This window comes from Streptomyces sp. F001, from assembly GCF_004187715.1.
Lineage (GTDB): Bacteria > Actinomycetota > Actinomycetes > Streptomycetales > Streptomycetaceae > Streptomyces > Streptomyces flavusporus.
Genome location: NZ_QZWF01000009.1, coordinates 261,950 through 277,542 on the forward strand (window position 1 = coordinate 261,950; position 15,593 = coordinate 277,542).

Here is a 15,593-nt window from a genome sequence, read left to right on the forward strand (position 1 = left end):
TCGCGGGCCCAACGCGCCCCCTTGCACTCCCCCGGTTCACTCCGAGCGCCTGCCCGGACGGGTGAACGGGAAGGGGTCGTTGGATACACCCTAGGGATGGGGGAACCGAGGGGGACCGTGGAGCGGCGGGAGTGCACGACCCCGTGACCGCCGCTCCACGGGCAGTCCCGAGCCGTCAGCCGAAGACGGCGAGGCTTTTCGCCTTGCCCCGCTGCTCCTCCACGAGCGCGAGGAAGCGGCCCTCGGGGTCGAAGACGGCCACCGGGCCACGGTCCGCGTACACGTCGGGCATGTCGAGCCGGACACCGTTGGTGAGCAGCCGGGCCCGTCTGGTGTCCACGTCCCAGCGCGGGAACGCGGCCGCGGCGGCCTCGGCGATCGGCATGACGGTCAGCTCCTCCTGGAGCTGGTCGAGGGTACGGGCCGAGTCGAGCTTGTACGGTCCGACGCGCGTCCGGCGCAGCGCGGTGAGGTGGCCGCCGACGCCGAGGTCGGCGCCCAGGTCGCGGGCGAGGGCGCGGATGTAGGTGCCGGAGGAGCAGACCACCGACACGACCAGGTCGAGCACGGGGGTGCCGTCCTCGGCAACGGCGTCCCGGACGTCGTACACGCTGAACGACGACACCGTCACCCGGCGGGCCGGGATGTCGAAGTCCTCGCCCTCCCGCGCCCGCTTGTACGAGCGCACGCCGTTGATCTTGATGGCGCTGACCTTGGACGGTACCTGCATGATGTCGCCGGTCAGCTTGGTGATCCCGGCGTCGATGGCTTCCCGGGTGACCTTCGAGGCGTCGACCGACCCCGTGATCTCGCCCTCGGCATCGTCCGTCACGGTCGTCTGGCCCAGGCGGATCGTGCCCAGGTACTCCTTCTCGGTCAGCGCGAGGTGCCCGAGGAGCTTGGTCGCCTTCTCGACGCCGAGGACGAGGACGCCGGTCGCCATCGGGTCGAGGGTGCCGGCGTGGCCGACGCGGCGCGTCCTGGCGATGCCGCGCATCTTGGCGACCACGTCGTGCGAAGTGAAGCCCGACGGCTTGTCGACGATGACGAGGCCGTCGGGCGTGGTGTGCTTCTGGGTCATTCGGTGGTGTCGTCCTCGTCGTCACCCGGCTTCTTGTACGGGTCGGCGTCTCCGGCGTATGTGGCGCCGGTGGCCGCCTCGCGCACCTTCTCGTCGGAGGCGCGCGCCTTGTCGAGGAGGTCCTCGATGGTCCGGGCGGTGTCCGGGAGGGCGTCGGCGACGAAGGTCAGGGTCGGCGTGAACTTCACACCGGCCGCCCTGCCGACCTCGGAGCGCAGGATGCCCTTGGCGCTCTCCAGACCGGCGGCCGCGGCCGCCCGCTCCTCTTCGTCCCCGTACACGGTGTAGAAGACGGTCGCCTCCCGCAGATCGCCCGTCACCCGGGTGTCCGTGATGGTGACGTGCGAGCCGAGCCGCGGGTCCTTGATCCCGCGCTGCAGCTTCTGGGCCACCACCTCTCGGATGAGGTCCGCCAGCCTCTTGGCCCGCGCGTTGTCGGCCACTGGTCCGTCTCCCGTTCTTTCCTGTCTACGTTCTTCGGTCAGTCGTCGTCGCCGTGGAAGCGGCGTCTCACGGACAGCAGCTCCACCTCGGGGCGGCCGGCGACCAGCCGCTCGCACCGGTCCAGTACGTCCGTCAGGTGCCCCGCGTCGCCGGACACCATCGCGAGACCGATGAGGGCCCTGCGATGAAGGTCCATGTGATCCACCTCGGCCGCGCTCACGGCGTACTTCCGCTGGAGTTCCGCGACGATCGGACGGACGACGGAGCGCTTCTCCTTCAGCGACCGTACGTCGCCGAGAAGCAGGTCGAAGGACAGCGTCCCCACATACATGTATGTAACCGGTTCACCCGCCGGTACGGGATCGATGGCCCCGCTGTTCAGTCGGCAGGGACATCAGAAAGGTACAACGAACGGGCGGATGGCTCGACGGGATTCTTTTCGCCCGCACAGGCCGGGTCCGGGGGTGGAGCCCCCGGAACACGGCGCGCTGGCCGGCAGGACCGAAGTCCCGCCGGCCAGCACAAACCGTCGGGGCGATTACGCCCGCGGCTTCTCCCGCATCTCGTACGTCGCGATGACGTCGTCGACCTTGATGTCGTTGAAGTTGCCGAGGTTGATACCGCCCTCGAACCCTTCGCGGATCTCGGTGACGTCGTCCTTGAAGCGACGCAGACCCTCGATGTTGAGGTTCTCCGCGATGACCTTGCCGTCGCGGACGAGGCGCGCCTTGGTGTTGCGCTTGACCTCGCCGGAGCGGATGAGCACACCCGCGATGTTGCCCAGCTTGGACGACTTGAAGACCTCGCGGATCTCCGCCGTACCGAGCTCGACCTCCTCGAACTCCGGCTTGAGCATGCCCTTGAGGGCCGCCTCGATCTCCTCGATCGCCTGGTAGATGACCGAGTAGTAGCGGACGTCCACACCCTCGCGCTCGGCCATCTGCGCCGCGCGGCCGGCCGCACGGACGTTGAAGCCGATCACGATGGCGTCGGAGCCCATCGCCAGGTCGATGTCGGACTCCGTGACCGCACCGACACCGCGGTGCAGGACGCGGATGTCGACCTCTTCGCCGACGTCCAGCTGGAGCAGGGAGGACTCCAGGGCCTCGACGGAACCAGAAGCGTCACCCTTGATGATCAGGTTCAGCTGCTGGACCTCGCCGGCCTTGAGCACCTTGTCCAGGTCCTCCAGCGAGACGCGACGCGTGCGCTTGGCGAAGGCCGCGTTGCGCTCGCGGGCGGCACGCTTCTCGGCGATCTGGCGGGCCGTACGGTCCTCCTCGACGACGAGGAAGTTGTCGCCCGCGCCCGGGACGTTGGTCAGGCCCAGGACCTGGACCGGCGTCGACGGGCCCGCCTCGGCGACGTTGTTGCCGTTGTCGTCGAGCATGGCGCGCACACGACCGTAGGCGTCGCCCACGACCATCGTGTCGCCGACCCGCAGCGTGCCTCGCTGGACGAGGACCGTCGCCACGGCACCACGGCCGCGGTCGAGACGGGACTCGATCGAGATGCCCTGCGCGTCCTGGGCCGGGTTGGCCCGCAGGTCGAGCGAGGCGTCGGCCGTGAGGATCACGGCCTCCAGCAGGGAGTCGATGTGCAGACCCTGCTTGGCGGAGATGTCGACGAACATCGTGTCGCCGCCGTACTCCTCGGCCACCAGGCCGTACTCGGTGAGCTGACCGCGCACCTTGGTCGGGTCGGCGCCCTCGACGTCGATCTTGTTGACCGCGACGACGATCGGGACGTCGGCCGCCTTGGCGTGGTTGAGCGCCTCGACCGTCTGCGGCATGACGCCGTCGTTGGCCGCGACGACCAGGATCGCGATGTCGGTCGACTTCGCACCACGGGCACGCATGGCGGTGAACGCCTCGTGACCCGGGGTGTCGATGAAGGTGATCTTGCGCTCTTCGTCGTTGACCTCGGTCGCGACCTGGTAGGCACCGATGTGCTGGGTGATGCCGCCGGCCTCGCCCGCGATGACGTTCGTCTTGCGGATGGCGTCGAGCAGTCGGGTCTTACCGTGGTCGACGTGACCCATGACGGTGACGACCGGCGGACGGACCACCAGGTCCTCCTCGTCGCCCTCGTCCTCGCCGAACTCGATGTCGAAGGACTCGAGCAGCTCGCGGTCCTCCTCCTCGGGGCTGACGATCTGAACCGTGTAGTTCATCTCGCTGGCCAGGAGTTCCAGCGTCTCGTCGGAGACGGACTGGGTCGCGGTGACCATCTCGCCGAGGTTCATCATGACCGCGACGAGCGACGCCGGATTGGCGTTGATCTTCTCCGCGAAGTCGGTGAGCGACGCACCGCGCGACAGGCGAATGGACTCGCCGTTGCCGCGAGGCAGCATCACACCGCCGACCGACGGGGCCTGCATGGCCTCGTACTCCTGGCGCCTCTGCCGCTTCGACTTACGGCCACGACGCGCGGGACCGCCGGGACGACCGAAGGCACCCTGCGTGCCACCACGGCCACCGGGACCACCGGGACGACCACCGAAGCCGGGACGGCCACCGCCGCCACCGGGACCACCCGGACGACCGGCGAAACCGCCGCCACCGCCACCGGGACCACCGGGACGGCCGGCGAAGCCGCCGCCGCCACCACCGGGACGACCGGCGAAGCCGCCGCCACCCGGGCGACCGCCGCCGCCACCGGGACGACCGCCGCCACCGGGACCACGGCCACCGGGGCCACCGCCACCGGGACGCGGGCCGGCAGCAGGACGCTGCGGCATCATGCCGGGTTGGGACGCGGACCACCGGACCGCCGCCGGGACGCGGGCCGCCGCCCTGCGGGCGGGGCATGCCGCCCGGGGTGGGACGCTGACCGCCCGGAGCCTGCGGACGAGGACCGCCCGCCGCGCCCTGGGGACGGGGACCGCCCTGGCCCTGGCCCTGCGGACGCGGGGCGCCGCCGGGAGCACCGGGGCCGCCCGGACGCGGAGCGCCGCCCGGACGGGGCGCCTGCGGGCGCGCCATGCCGGTGGAGCCACCAGAGGTGAACGGGTTGTTGCCCGGACGGGGACCGGCCGGACGGGCACCGGGACGCGGGGCGCCGCCACCCGGGCGCGGAGCGCCGGAACGGTCGCCGCGGTCACCACGGCCCTGGCCGGGGCCACCCGGACGCGGGGCGCCCGGACGCGGGGCCTGGCCGGCCGGACGCGGGGCGCCCGGACGCGGACCGGAGCCCTGGGAGGCGGCCGGTGCGGCGGGAGCCGACGGGGGCGCCGTGAACTCGGGCGTGGTCGGAGCCGGGGACGCCGGGGCGGGCCGCGGCGCGGGCTTCGGGCCGGAGTGGGACGGGGGCCGGGAGTGGCCGGCGCGGCAGGAGCCGCGGGCTTCTCGGCGGCCGGCTTGGGGGCCGGCGGGCGCGGGGCGGCCGGACGGGCAGCCTGCGCCGGGAGGGGGCTGCCGGCTTCGCCGGGGCAGCCTTGCGTGCGGGGGCGGACTTGCCGCCTCCGTTGCCCTGCTGGAGGGCGTCCGTCAGCTTGCGGACAACGGGCGCTTCGATGGTCGAAGACGCCGAACGGACGAATTCACCGAGTTCCTGGAGCTTGGCCATGACGACCTTGCTCTCAACCCCGAACTCCTTGGCGAGTTCGTATACCCGGACCTTAGCCACTTCGCTCCTTTTAGGTCCGGGTTGCGGCCGGACCGTCGCTACTTCATGGGCGTACTCATCGCGTACTCATCGAGTGCTCATCGCAATCTCGACCTGCTTTCGACTCGCGAGGTACCAGGGCCGCACGGGGTTCCGCACGACGCTTCTTACGGTGTTGCCTGCTCAGCAACTGTTGTCTGCTCGACGTACCGGCGCAACGCCTTTGTGTCGAGCGCACCCGGGGCGCGCAGCGCCCGCGTGAACGCCCGGCGGCGTACCGCCTGGTCGATACAGACCAGGGCGGGGTGCACATATGCACCCCGGCCGGGCAGCGTACCGCGAGGATCAGGGACACATGCGTCCTTGATCGCCACGATGCGCAGCAGATCCGTCTTGGCCGCTCGCTCCCGGCACCCCACACACGTGCGTTCAGGACATGCGCGAGCAGGCGTCCGGCCAGACACGGTTAAGTCTACCTCCCCGCACCGACCTCACCCCTTTGGGGCAGAGGTCGAACAGTTGCTGCACGCAGATCTGTCGTGTTCCTAGCGCCCTGCGGTCTGGATCTATTCCCCGGGCTGTTCGGTGTCCGGACGGATGTCGATCCGCCAGCCGGTGAGGCGGGCCGCAAGCCGGGCATTCTGCCCCTCCTTGCCGATCGCCAGCGACAGCTGATAGTCCGGCACCGTCACGCGCGCGGAGCGGGCCGCCATGTCCACGACATCGACCTTGGACACCCGCGCGGGGGACAGCGCGTTCGCCACCATTTCCGCCGGGTCGTCCGACCAGTCGACGATGTCGATCTTCTCGCCGTTCAGCTCGCCCATCACGTTGCGCACCCGGCCGCCCATGGGGCCGATGCAGGCGCCCTTGGCGTTCAGACCCGACCGGGTGGAGCGGACGGCGATCTTGGTGCGGTGACCGGCCTCGCGCGCGATGGCCGCGATCTCGACCGACCCGTCGGCGATCTCCGGCACCTCCAGGGCGAACAGTTTCTTCACCAGATTGGGATGCGTCCGGGACAGGGTCACCGAGGGGCCGCGCACGCCCTTCGCCACTCGTACGACGTACGAGCGGAGCCGCATGCCGTGCGGGTACGTCTCGCCCGGCACCTGCTCCTGCACCGGCAGGATCGCCTCCAGCTTGCCGATGTCGACGAGCACGTTCTTGGGGTCGCGCCCCTGCTGCACCACGCCGGTGACGATGTCGCCCTCGCGGCCGGCGTACTCACCGAGCGTGGCGTCGTCCTCGGCGTCGCGCAGCCGCTGCAGGATGACCTGCTTGGCGGTGGTCGCGGCGATCCGGCCGAAACCGGACGGGGTGTCGTCGAACTCGCGGGGCTCCTGGCCCTCCTCGAGGTCCTCGGGATCCTCCTTCGCCCACACGGTCACATGTCCGGTCTCCCGGTTGAGCTCCACGCGCGCGTGTCGGCGGCTTCCCTCGGTGCGGTGGTAGGCGATGAGGAGGGCCGCCTCGATCGCTTCGACGAGCAGGTCGAAGGAGATCTCCTTCTCCCGAACCAAGCCCCGCAGGGCACTCATGTCGATGTCCACGGCTACGCCTCCTCCTCTTCCTTCATGTCCTTCTTGTCCTTGCGGCTGAACTCGACCTGGACGCGCGCCTTGGCGATGTCCTCGAAGGGCAGCCTGCGCGCCGTGGGCTTGCGCCCCTTGACCCCGGGTACCTCGAGGTCGACGCCCTCGTCGTCGACGGTGAGGATTCTGGCCACCAGCTCTTCGCCCTCGGCCAGCTGGAATCTGACCAGCCGGCCGGTGGCGCGCACATAGTGCCGGTGCTGCGTGAGGAGGCGTTCCGCGCCCGGGGTTCCGACCTCGAGGGTGTACTCGCCCTCACCCATCGCGTCCGTCTCGTCGAGCTTCGCCGAGAGCACACGGCTCACATCGGCGATCCGGTCCAGGTCCGCTCCGGTGTCGGAGTCGACGACGACGCGCAGCACCCGCTTGCGTCCGACGGAGTCCACTGCGATCTCTTCGAGATCGAGGCCCTGGGAGGTGACGAGCGGTTCCAGCAGTTCTCGCAGCCTCTCGCTCTGGGTGGTGCTCATCCGGGTGACTCCTCGGCCGCGTGTGCTGTTGTGGGTTGGTCGCGTGTCTGGTCAAAGGGTATCCGGTCGCAGGGAGTGTTGCCGTCCACCTGTGTTCGAGCGGTGCCGATGAGTGGTCGGACACGTGTACGCGGGTACGGTGATCACGGGCGTGCCGCCCTGTCCTTTCGTACGAGCCTTCGAGGACGTCAGCCGTGCCGTTTCCCCTGTCTCCGCGCACCCGTTCGGGACCGCGCAGAAGGACCCTGCTCGCCTCGGCCGCGGGCGTCGCGTTCCTCACGGGCTGCTCCGGCGGGCCCGAGGACTCCGGCGCCACCGGCGGCAGTCCGTCCGTCGCCGACCGGGCACGCGCGCGTGCGGCCCGGGACAGCGGCGGACTCGTGGACGAGTACGACGCGGTGATGGCCGTACATCCCGCGCTGGCCGAGCGGTTGCGGCCGTTGCGGGACGAGACCGCGCGGCATGCCGAGGCGTTCGGGGACACGATGGCGAAGGCGTCGCCCACGGTTTCCGCACCGTCCCCGGCACCGTCCCCGGTGCCGAGCAGTGAGAAGGATGCACTCGCGCGGCTCGCCGGCGCCGAGCGGGCGCTCGCGGACCGGCGGGCCGAGGCGCTGCTCGACCTGCCGGGCGAACTGGCACGGCTGTTGGCCTCGGTGGCGGCGGCCGGGGCGGCGCACGCGTACCTGCTGACGGAGGGTGAGAGATGAGCGAGGCGGAGGACGGGGAGCTGCGGGCACTCCAGGCGGCGCTGGCCGCCGAGCACGCCGCCGTGTACGGGTACGGGGTGGTCGGCGGGAGGATCGACGAAGGTCGGCGCACTCAGGCGCGGGCGGCGTACGACGCCCATCGCGCGCGGCGTGACGCTCTGGTGCGCGCGGTGCGGGACCTGGGCGGTGAGCCGGTCGCCGCGGCCGGCGGATACGCGTTGCCGTTCCCGGTGACGGACTCGACGACGGCCGTACGGCTCGCCGCCGAGCTGGAGGAACGTGTGGCCGGCGTGTACTCCGACCTGGTGCGGGCGGCCGGGGGCGGGCTGCGGGGCACGGCCGTGGCCGCGCTGCGGGAGGCGGCGGTGCGGGCGGTGCGCTGGCGCGGCGGGAGCGTAGCCTTCCCTGGTCTCGCCGAGCGGGCGGCCACGGACCCGGAGCCGGAAACGGCCACTCCCCCGGCCTCGGCACCGCCTTCGGCTTCGGCGCCGGCGGCGTAACCCGTACAGAAAGGAATCGACTCGCGTATGGCTTTCGAACCGCCGCGGCGTCTGGTCAGGGCGCTCGGTGAGACGGCACCGGACGGTGACGCCTGGTTGGAGAAGCTGCCGGAGGTCGCCCAACGGGCCGTTGCTCTACGCGAGTTGACCGTGGAACGCGTGCAGGTGCCGGGCGGGCGGAGCAGCCTGGTGCTGCTGGTGCGGCGGGCGGACGGGACGCCCGCGGTGCTGAAGCTGGCGCCGCCCCGGGCCCGGCCGGAGAGCGAGGGGGCCGCGCTTGCGCACTGGAGCGGCCTGGGCGCCGTACAGCTGCTCGAACCGGTCGCCGACGACGGCGCGCTGCTGCTGGAGCGGCTGCATCCGGATGTGTCGGTGCGGTCGCTGCCGGAGGCGAAGGCGCTGCTGGAGGCGGCGGGCACGCTGCGGCGGCTGTGGGTGGCGCCGCCGGGAGAGCACACCTTCGAGACCGTGGCCGAGCGGACCGGGCGGCAGGCCGAGGCGATGTGGGCGAGTGTTGCGGGCGACCCGGACGCGGCGCCGCTGGTCGATGCGGCGCTCGCGGCCCGTGCGGAGCTGCTGAGCGCACCGCCGGAGCACCGGCTGCTGCACGGCACCTTCCGGCAGAGCAAGGTGCTCGCCGGTGACCGGATGCCGTGGCTGGCGGTGGGACCGGACCCGGTGGTCGGGGAGTGCGCGTTCGATCTGGCCCGCCTCGTCCGCGACCGGGTGGAGGACCTGATCGCCTCGCCCTCGGGCGCCGCGACGACCCGCCGGCGTGTCAAGCGCCTCGCGGAGTCCCTGGACGTCGACCAGGAGCGGCTGCGCGGCTGGACGCTGTTCCGGGCCGTGGAGTCGGGGGTGCGGGCCCGCCGGGTGGGGCGGACTCAGGACGGGGAACTGCTGCTGGAGTTCGCGGGCTGGTTGTGAGGCCCGCCGGGCGCTTCCGGGGACGAGCAGCTTCCGCCGTCCGTCCCCGGAGGCCGGGGGGTCACGCCGTGAGGCGGGCGATCGCCTCGTCGACCGGGAGTTCCTCGCGCTCGCCGGTCCTGCGGTCCTTCAGCTCGAGCACGCCCTCGGCGGAGCGGCGGCCGGCGACCAGGATCTGCGGGACGCCGATCAGCTCGGAGTCGGTGAACTTCACGCCCGGCGAGACGCCGGCCCGGTCGTCGACCAGGACGCGAACGCCGGCCGCAGCGAGCTTCTCGGCGACCTCGAGGGCGAGTTCCGTCTGCAGGGCCTTGCCGGCGGCGACGACATGCACGTCGGCCGGGGCGACCTCCTTGGGCCAGCACAGGCCCTTGTCGTCGGCAGTCTGCTCGGCGAGGGCGGCCACCGCGCGGGAGACGCCGATGCCGTAGGAACCCATCGTCACCCGGACCGGCTTGCCGTTCTGGCCGAGGACGTCGAGCTTGAGGGCGTCGGTGTACTTGCGGCCCAGCTGGAAGATGTGGCCGATCTCGATGGCGCGGTCCAGCTTGAGGCCGGTGCCGCACTTCGGGCAGGGGTCGCCCTCCTGGACCACGACCACGTCCACGTACTCGTCGACCTCGAAGTCACGGCCCGCGACGACGTTCTTCGCGTGCGTGTGCTCCTTGTTGGCGCCCGTGATCCACGAGGTGCCGGGGGCCACGCGCGGGTCAGCGAGGTACTTGACCTTCTCGCCCAGGCCCTGCGGGCCGACGTAGCCACGGACCAGGTCCGGCCGGCCCGCGAAGTCCGCCTCGGTGACCATCTCGACGACGGCCGGGGCGAAGTGTGCCTCGACCTTGTCCATGTCGACCTCGCGGTCGCCGGGGACGCCGACGGCGACGATCTCGCCGTCCACCTTGACGAGGAGGTTCTTCAGGGTGGCGGAGGCCGGGACGCCGAGCGATGCGGCGAGGGTCTCGATGGTGGGGGTGTCCGGGGTCGGGATCTCCTCGGCGGCCGGGACGTCGGAGGCGTCCACCGGCTTGAGCTCGTACGAGATCGCCTCGGTGTTGGCTGCGAAGTCGCAGTGGGGGCAGTCCGCGAAGGTGTCCTCGCCGGCGCCGGCCGGGGCGAGGAACTCCTCCGACTTCGAGCCGCCCATCGCGCCCGCGGTCGCGGCGCAGATGCGGTAGTCGAGGCCGAGGCGCTCGAAGACCTTCTGGTAGGCCTGGCGGTGCAGGGCGTACGACTCGGCGAGGCCCTCGTCGGCGAGGTCGAAGGAGTAGGAGTCCTTCATCAGGAACTCGCGGCCGCGCAGGATGCCGGCCCGGGGCCGGGCCTCGTCGCGGAACTTGGTCTGGATCTGGTAGAGGATCACCGGCAGGTCCTTGTACGAGGACGCCTGGTCCTTCACGAGGAGGGTGAAGATCTCCTCGTGGGTGGGGCCGAGGAGGTAGTCGCCGCCCTTGCGGTCCTGCAGGCGGAACAGCTCGGGGCCGTACTCGTCCCAGCGGCCGGTCGCCTCGTACGGCTCCCTCGGCAGCAGGGCGGGGAGCAGCACCTCCTGGGCGCCGATCGCGTCCATCTCCTCACGGACGATCCGCTCCACGTTGGCGAGGACCTTCTTGCCGAGCGGCAGCCAGGTCCACACCCCGGCGGCGGTACGGCGGACGTAGCCGGCGCGGACGAGCAGCTTGTGGCTGAGGACCTCGGCGTCCGCCGGGTCGTCGCGCAGCGTCTTCGCCATCAACTGGGACATGCGCTGGACCGGTGCGTTCGCCATCGTTCTCGTACTCCTGCCGGATGGGGGTCCCCCCGCTCGTGCGAAGCCGAGAGTGGGGAGGGTGATGGCAAGGAGGTTAGCCGGGCGGTGCCGGACGGTGGAAATCGGTTAACCGCGGCGGCGGAGCGGGAGGGGGCGCCCATCACGGCGTACGGCTTGGGGGCGCTGGGGAAGAGGACCTGGCGGGCGAGGTCGACGTAGCCGAGGGAGTGGTACAGGCCGCGGGCCGGGCTGTCGGTGTCGATGGCGGAGAGGATGGAGCGGGGCTCGTCGGCGGTGTCGGTGATCGCGGTGATCAGGACACGACCGATACCGCGGTTCTGGTAGCGCGGATGCACATGCAGCTCGGTGATCACGAAGGAGTTGTCGAGCCAGTCGTCGAGGCCCTGGGCGCGGAGGTAGGGCTCGACGATGGTGGACCACCAGTGGGTGCGGTCGTTGGGCATGCCGTACACAAAACCCACGAGGCGTCCGTCGGGGGTGGTGGCGCCGAGGGCGCGGGCGCCCGGGTAGGTCATGTGTCGCAGCACGATCTGTCGGCGTACGGCGATTTCGTCGGCGCCGAGGCCGAACGCCACCGCTTGGACAGCGAGGGCTTCGTCCACCCTGGACGGGAGGTCGAGAGGGCCGATCACGATGTCTTCACGGTGGTGGGGGTCGTGACCGGGGAAGCGCATGGAGGGAGCGTACAGGGGGTTGCTGTTGTCGTCCCGGTGCAGGTGAGTGGGGGCCGGTCGCGCAGTTCCCCGCGCCCCTGGGTTGGTTCAGAACAGGACACTCATGAAGGCACCGATCTCCTGGAAACCCACTCTCCTGTACGTCCTTCTCGCCGCCGTGTTGTAGTCGTTGACGTACAGGCTGACCACCGGGGCGACGTCGGTGAGGGCGTAGCGCAGGACCGCTGCCATGCCGGGAGCCGCAAGGCCCCTCCCCCGGTACTCGGGGGCCACCCACACGCCCTGGATCTGGCAGGCGCGGTCGGTCGCGGCGCCGATCTCGGCCTTGAAGACGACCTTGCCGTGCTCGTCGAGGCGGGCGAAGGAGCGGCCGGAGCCGACGAGTTCGGCGACGCGGGCCTGGTAGAGGAGACCGCCGTCACCGGCCAGCGGGGAGACGCCGACCTCCTCCGTGAACATAGCCACGCAGGCCGGCATGATCGTCTCCATCTCGTCCTTGCGGACGCGGCGGACGTAGGGGTCCGGGGCGATGTCGGCGGGCATGCGGTCGGTGACCATGAGCGGCTGGTGTGCGCGGACATCGCGGGCCGGGCCCCACTGCGGTTCGAGGAGACGCCACAGCTGGGCGGTGGGTTCGGCGGGACCCACGATGGAGGAGCAGCGGCGGCCCGCCCTTCTCGCTCGGTCGGCGAAGGCGCGGACCGAGCGGGGCGTGGCACAGATGGGGACGAGGTTGGCGCCCGCGTAGCACAGGGACGTCAGCATGCCGTCCTCGTACCAGCCCCACATCTCGCCGCCGAGCCGCCAGGGGTCCAGTCCGGCGACCTGGACCCGGGACGTCACAAAGGCGTTCGCCACGGGCTCACGGTCGAGGACGGCGAGCGCGGCGTCCAGGTCGCTCGGTTCGAGGACCCGGGAGGTCGTCTGGGTCAGCACGGGCGGGGCCTCAGGGTCGGGTCTGCTGGTCCCCGCACTGTACCTGCGGAAGCTTTGCCGTGCCGCCCTGTGTTGGTTGCCGCTCGCTTGAAGGTGACCGTCGGCCACCACCCCGCCCTGGGGGCTGCCGCCCCCAGACCCCCGCTTCGGCCCTGAACGGGCCTCGTCCTCAAGCGCCGGACGGGCTGAGATATGCCGACCGGCGCCGAAAGGCAAACCTTCAGCCCGCCACCGAAACCGACGGCTCCCCGCTCGTCACCCCCTCCTGCTCCATCTGCTCGGCGATCTTCATGGCCTCTTCGATCAGCGTCTCGACGATCTTCGACTCGGGGACGGTCTTGATGACCTCGCCCTTGACGAAGATCTGCCCCTTGCCGTTGCCGGAGGCGACGCCGAGGTCGGCCTCGCGGGCCTCGCCGGGGCCGTTCACCACACACCCCATGACCGCGACGCGCAGCGGGACCTCCATGCCCTCAAGGCCGGCGGTGACCTCCTCGGCCAGCTTGTACACATCGACCTGGGCACGCCCGCAGGACGGGCAGGAGACGATCTCCAGACCACGCTCCTTGAGGTTCAGCGACTCCAGGATCTGGATGCCGACCTTGACCTCCTCGGCGGGCGGAGCGGACAGGGACACCCGGATCGTGTCGCCGATGCCCTGCGACAGCAGTGCACCGAAGGCGACCGCCGACTTGATCGTGCCCTGGAACGCCGGGCCCGCCTCCGTGACGCCCAGATGCAGCGGGTAGTCGCACTGCGCGGCCAGCTGCCGGTACGCCTCGATCATCACGACCGGGTCGTTGTGCTTCACCGAGATCTTGATGTCCCGGAAGTCGTGCTCCTCGAACAGCGACGCCTCCCACAGCGCCGACTCCACCAGCGCCTCCGGCGTCGCCTTGCCGTACTTCTGCAGCAGCCGCCGGTCCAGCGAGCCCGCGTTCACGCCGATCCGGATCGGCGTGCCGTGCTCCTTCGCGGCCCCCGCGATCTCCTTGACCTTGTCGTCGAACTGCTTGATGTTGCCGGGGTTGACCCGGACCGCGGCGCAGCCGGCCTCGATCGCGGCGAACACGTACTTCGGCTGGAAGTGGATGTCCGCGATCACCGGGATCTGCGACTTGCGCGCGATGGTCGCCAGCGCGTCCGCATCGTCCTGGGTCGGACAGGCGACCCGGACGATCTGGCAGCCGGACGCCGTCAGCTCGGCGATCTGCTGAAGGGTCGCGCCGATGTCCGACGTACGGGTCGTGGTCATGGACTGCACCGACACCGGCGCGTCTCCGCCCACCGCCACGGATCCGACCTGGATCTGCCGGCTCTTCCGGCGCTCGGCGAGCTTGGTCGGAACGGACGGCATGCCGAGAGAAATCGCAGTCATCTGCTGTGCAACCCCAAGTCGTGGATCAAGGTCCGGTCCCGTCAGCAGCGGGCTCCAGGCTTCGAGATTACGGCACGGGCTTGTGCGCGAGCACTCCCCCACCTCGAATACGCTCGGCGGGGGGACCCCCATCGCCCGTCGAAACCCACTCGATGGAAGGCGGCCCGGCGCACAGCATGCCGGGCCGCCTTCAACGCCGGGTGACTAGGAGATTCTCACGGGGTTAACCACGTCCGCGATGAGGACGAGGAGGGTGAAGCAGATGAAGATCCCGGCCACCACATAGGCCACCGGCATCAGCTTCGCCACGTCGAACGGACCGGGGTCCGGCCTGCGCAGCACCCTCGCCACGTTCCGGCGCAGCGACTCCCACAGCGCCCCCGCGATGTGCCCGCCGTCCAGCGGCAGCAGCGGGAGCATGTTGAAGAGGAACAGGGAGAGGTTGAAGCCTGCGACCAGCATCAGGGCCATGGCCAGTTGCTGGGTGGGCGGGATGTCGAGGGTGAAGATCTCGCCGCCCACGCGGGCCGCGCCGACCACGCCCATCGGGGAGTCGGGTTCGCGCTCGGCGCCGTCGAAGGCCGCGTTCCACAGGGCCGGGATCTTCCCGGGCAGGGCGGCGAGTGAGTCGACGGCCTCGTCGACCCGGTCGCCCATCCACACCAGGGAATCGTCGAAGTCCTGCCGGACGATGCCGGTGGCGGCGCTGAAGCCGAGGAAGCCGGCGGTGACGTACTCGCCCTGGACGATCTGGCCGCTGGAGTCCTTCTTGGCGACCTGGTTGGTGGCGATCTTCGCCTGCAGGGTGACTTCCTCGCCCCCCCGCTCGACGACGATCGGCACCTCCTTGCCGGGGTTGGCGCGGATCAGGTCGGAGAGCTCGTTCCAGTCGTCCGTGCGCATACCGTTGAAGGCGACGATCTTGTCGCCCGCCTTGAGGCCGGCCGCCGCGGCCGGGGAGGCGGGGTCGGACTTCTGGCAGTCGTCGCGGTTCTCGCTCTGGGCGATGACGCACTGGGAGACCGAGCTGACGCTGGTGGTCTGCTGGGAGATGCCGAAGCCCATCAGGACGGTGAGGAACAGCACCACCGCCAGGATCAGGTTCATGAAGGGGCCCGCGAACATCACGATGACCCGCTTCCACGGCTTGCGCGTGTAGAACATGCGGTTCTCGTCGCCGGGCCTGAGCTCCTCGAAGGCCGCCGAGCGGGCGTCCTCGATCATGCCGCGCCACGGCGAGGTGGAGCGGGCCTCCAGCCTGCCGTCGGGGCCGGGCGGGAACATGCCGATCATGCGGATGTAGCCGCCGAGCGGGATGGCCTTGATGCCGTACTCGGTCTCGCCCTTCTTGCGCGAGAAGATGGTCGGGCCGAAACCGACCATGTACTGCGGCACGCGGATGCCGAAGAGCTTGGCCGTGGACAGGTGCCCCAGCTCGTGCCACGCGATCGAGAACAGCAGGCCGACCGCGAAGACGACTATGCCGAGGATCATCATCAGGGTC

At 70.8% G+C, this 15,593-nt stretch carries 14 protein-coding genes and 1 pseudogene; 3 read left to right on the forward strand and 12 right to left on the reverse strand.

The window, feature by feature from the left end:
- Positions 1 to 175: 175 nt before the first annotated feature.
- From truB to rimP, 7 genes and pseudogenes are all read right to left on the reverse strand, one after another.
- Positions 176 to 1,081: a tRNA pseudouridine(55) synthase TruB gene (gene truB / locus StrepF001_RS28940; RefSeq protein ID WP_129801138.1), complete on the reverse strand. Its 906-nt coding sequence runs from the start codon at positions 1,079 to 1,081 to the stop codon at positions 176 to 178.
- Complete coding sequence (rbfA, locus tag StrepF001_RS28945) at positions 1,078 to 1,524, reverse strand: 30S ribosome-binding factor RbfA (RefSeq protein ID WP_129801139.1); 447 nt, start codon at positions 1,522 to 1,524, stop codon at positions 1,078 to 1,080. Before rbfA ends, truB begins: the two co-directional genes overlap by 4 nt.
- Before the next feature lie 38 nt (positions 1,525 to 1,562).
- Complete coding sequence (locus tag StrepF001_RS28950; RefSeq protein ID WP_129801140.1) at positions 1,563 to 1,856, reverse strand: DUF503 domain-containing protein; 294 nt, start codon at positions 1,854 to 1,856, stop codon at positions 1,563 to 1,565.
- Between the two features lie 207 nt (positions 1,857 to 2,063).
- A pseudogene (gene infB, locus StrepF001_RS50150) lies at positions 2,064 to 5,152 on the reverse strand (translation initiation factor IF-2).
- 146 nt (positions 5,153 to 5,298) lie between these two features.
- Complete coding sequence (locus StrepF001_RS28960) at positions 5,299 to 5,595, reverse strand: YlxR family protein (protein WP_129801141.1); 297 nt, start codon at positions 5,593 to 5,595, stop codon at positions 5,299 to 5,301.
- Positions 5,596 to 5,697: 102 nt separating this feature from the next.
- Positions 5,698 to 6,684 (reverse strand): transcription termination factor NusA, encoded by a 987-nt coding sequence (gene nusA / locus StrepF001_RS28965; protein ID WP_129801142.1) that lies wholly within the window; start codon positions 6,682 to 6,684, stop codon positions 5,698 to 5,700.
- A 2-nt stretch (positions 6,685 to 6,686) separates the two neighbouring features.
- Positions 6,687 to 7,196 carry a ribosome maturation factor RimP gene (gene rimP, locus StrepF001_RS28970; RefSeq protein ID WP_129801143.1) on the reverse strand — a complete coding sequence of 170 codons (510 nt, stop codon included), beginning with the start codon at positions 7,194 to 7,196 and terminating at the stop codon, positions 6,687 to 6,689.
- Positions 7,197 to 7,390: 194 nt separating this feature from the next.
- Here rimP and StrepF001_RS28975 point away from each other — a divergent pair, with 194 nt between their 5' ends.
- From StrepF001_RS28975 to StrepF001_RS28985, 3 genes are read left to right on the forward strand one after another with little or no spacing between them, the layout of a single operon-like run.
- Positions 7,391 to 7,906, forward strand: coding sequence for a hypothetical protein (locus StrepF001_RS28975; protein ID WP_129801144.1), 516 nt, complete (start codon positions 7,391 to 7,393; stop codon positions 7,904 to 7,906).
- On the forward strand, positions 7,903 to 8,406 hold the full coding sequence (locus StrepF001_RS28980; protein WP_129801145.1) for a ferritin-like domain-containing protein: 504 nt from the start codon (positions 7,903 to 7,905) through the stop codon (positions 8,404 to 8,406). The genes StrepF001_RS28975 and StrepF001_RS28980 overlap by 4 nt, the downstream gene beginning before the upstream one ends.
- 27 nt (positions 8,407 to 8,433) lie before the next feature.
- On the forward strand, positions 8,434 to 9,333 hold the full coding sequence (locus StrepF001_RS28985) for an aminoglycoside phosphotransferase family protein (protein WP_129801146.1): 900 nt from the start codon (positions 8,434 to 8,436) through the stop codon (positions 9,331 to 9,333).
- A gap of 61 nt (positions 9,334 to 9,394) precedes the next feature.
- Here StrepF001_RS28985 and StrepF001_RS28990 read toward each other — a convergent pair whose 3' ends face one another.
- The 5 genes from StrepF001_RS28990 to StrepF001_RS29010 form a co-directional block, all read right to left on the reverse strand.
- Positions 9,395 to 11,098 carry a proline--tRNA ligase gene (locus StrepF001_RS28990; RefSeq protein WP_129801147.1) on the reverse strand — a complete coding sequence of 568 codons (1,704 nt, stop codon included), beginning with the start codon at positions 11,096 to 11,098 and terminating at the stop codon, positions 9,395 to 9,397.
- Entirely contained in the window at positions 11,062 to 11,775 is a 714-nt protein-coding gene (locus tag StrepF001_RS28995; RefSeq protein ID WP_129801148.1) for a GNAT family N-acetyltransferase, read from the reverse strand. Before StrepF001_RS28995 ends, StrepF001_RS28990 begins: the two co-directional genes overlap by 37 nt.
- A gap of 87 nt (positions 11,776 to 11,862) precedes the next feature.
- Positions 11,863 to 12,711 (reverse strand): GNAT family N-acetyltransferase, encoded by an 849-nt coding sequence (locus tag StrepF001_RS29000; RefSeq protein WP_129801149.1) that lies wholly within the window; start codon positions 12,709 to 12,711, stop codon positions 11,863 to 11,865.
- Between the two features lie 220 nt (positions 12,712 to 12,931).
- On the reverse strand, positions 12,932 to 14,089 hold the full coding sequence (gene ispG / locus StrepF001_RS29005) for a flavodoxin-dependent (E)-4-hydroxy-3-methylbut-2-enyl-diphosphate synthase (RefSeq protein WP_129801150.1): 1,158 nt from the start codon (positions 14,087 to 14,089) through the stop codon (positions 12,932 to 12,934).
- Positions 14,090 to 14,293: 204 nt separating this feature from the next.
- Positions 14,294 to 15,586 carry a site-2 protease family protein gene (locus StrepF001_RS29010; RefSeq protein WP_129801174.1) on the reverse strand — a complete coding sequence of 431 codons (1,293 nt, stop codon included), beginning with the start codon at positions 15,584 to 15,586 and terminating at the stop codon, positions 14,294 to 14,296.
- Positions 15,587 to 15,593: the final 7 nt, after the last annotated feature.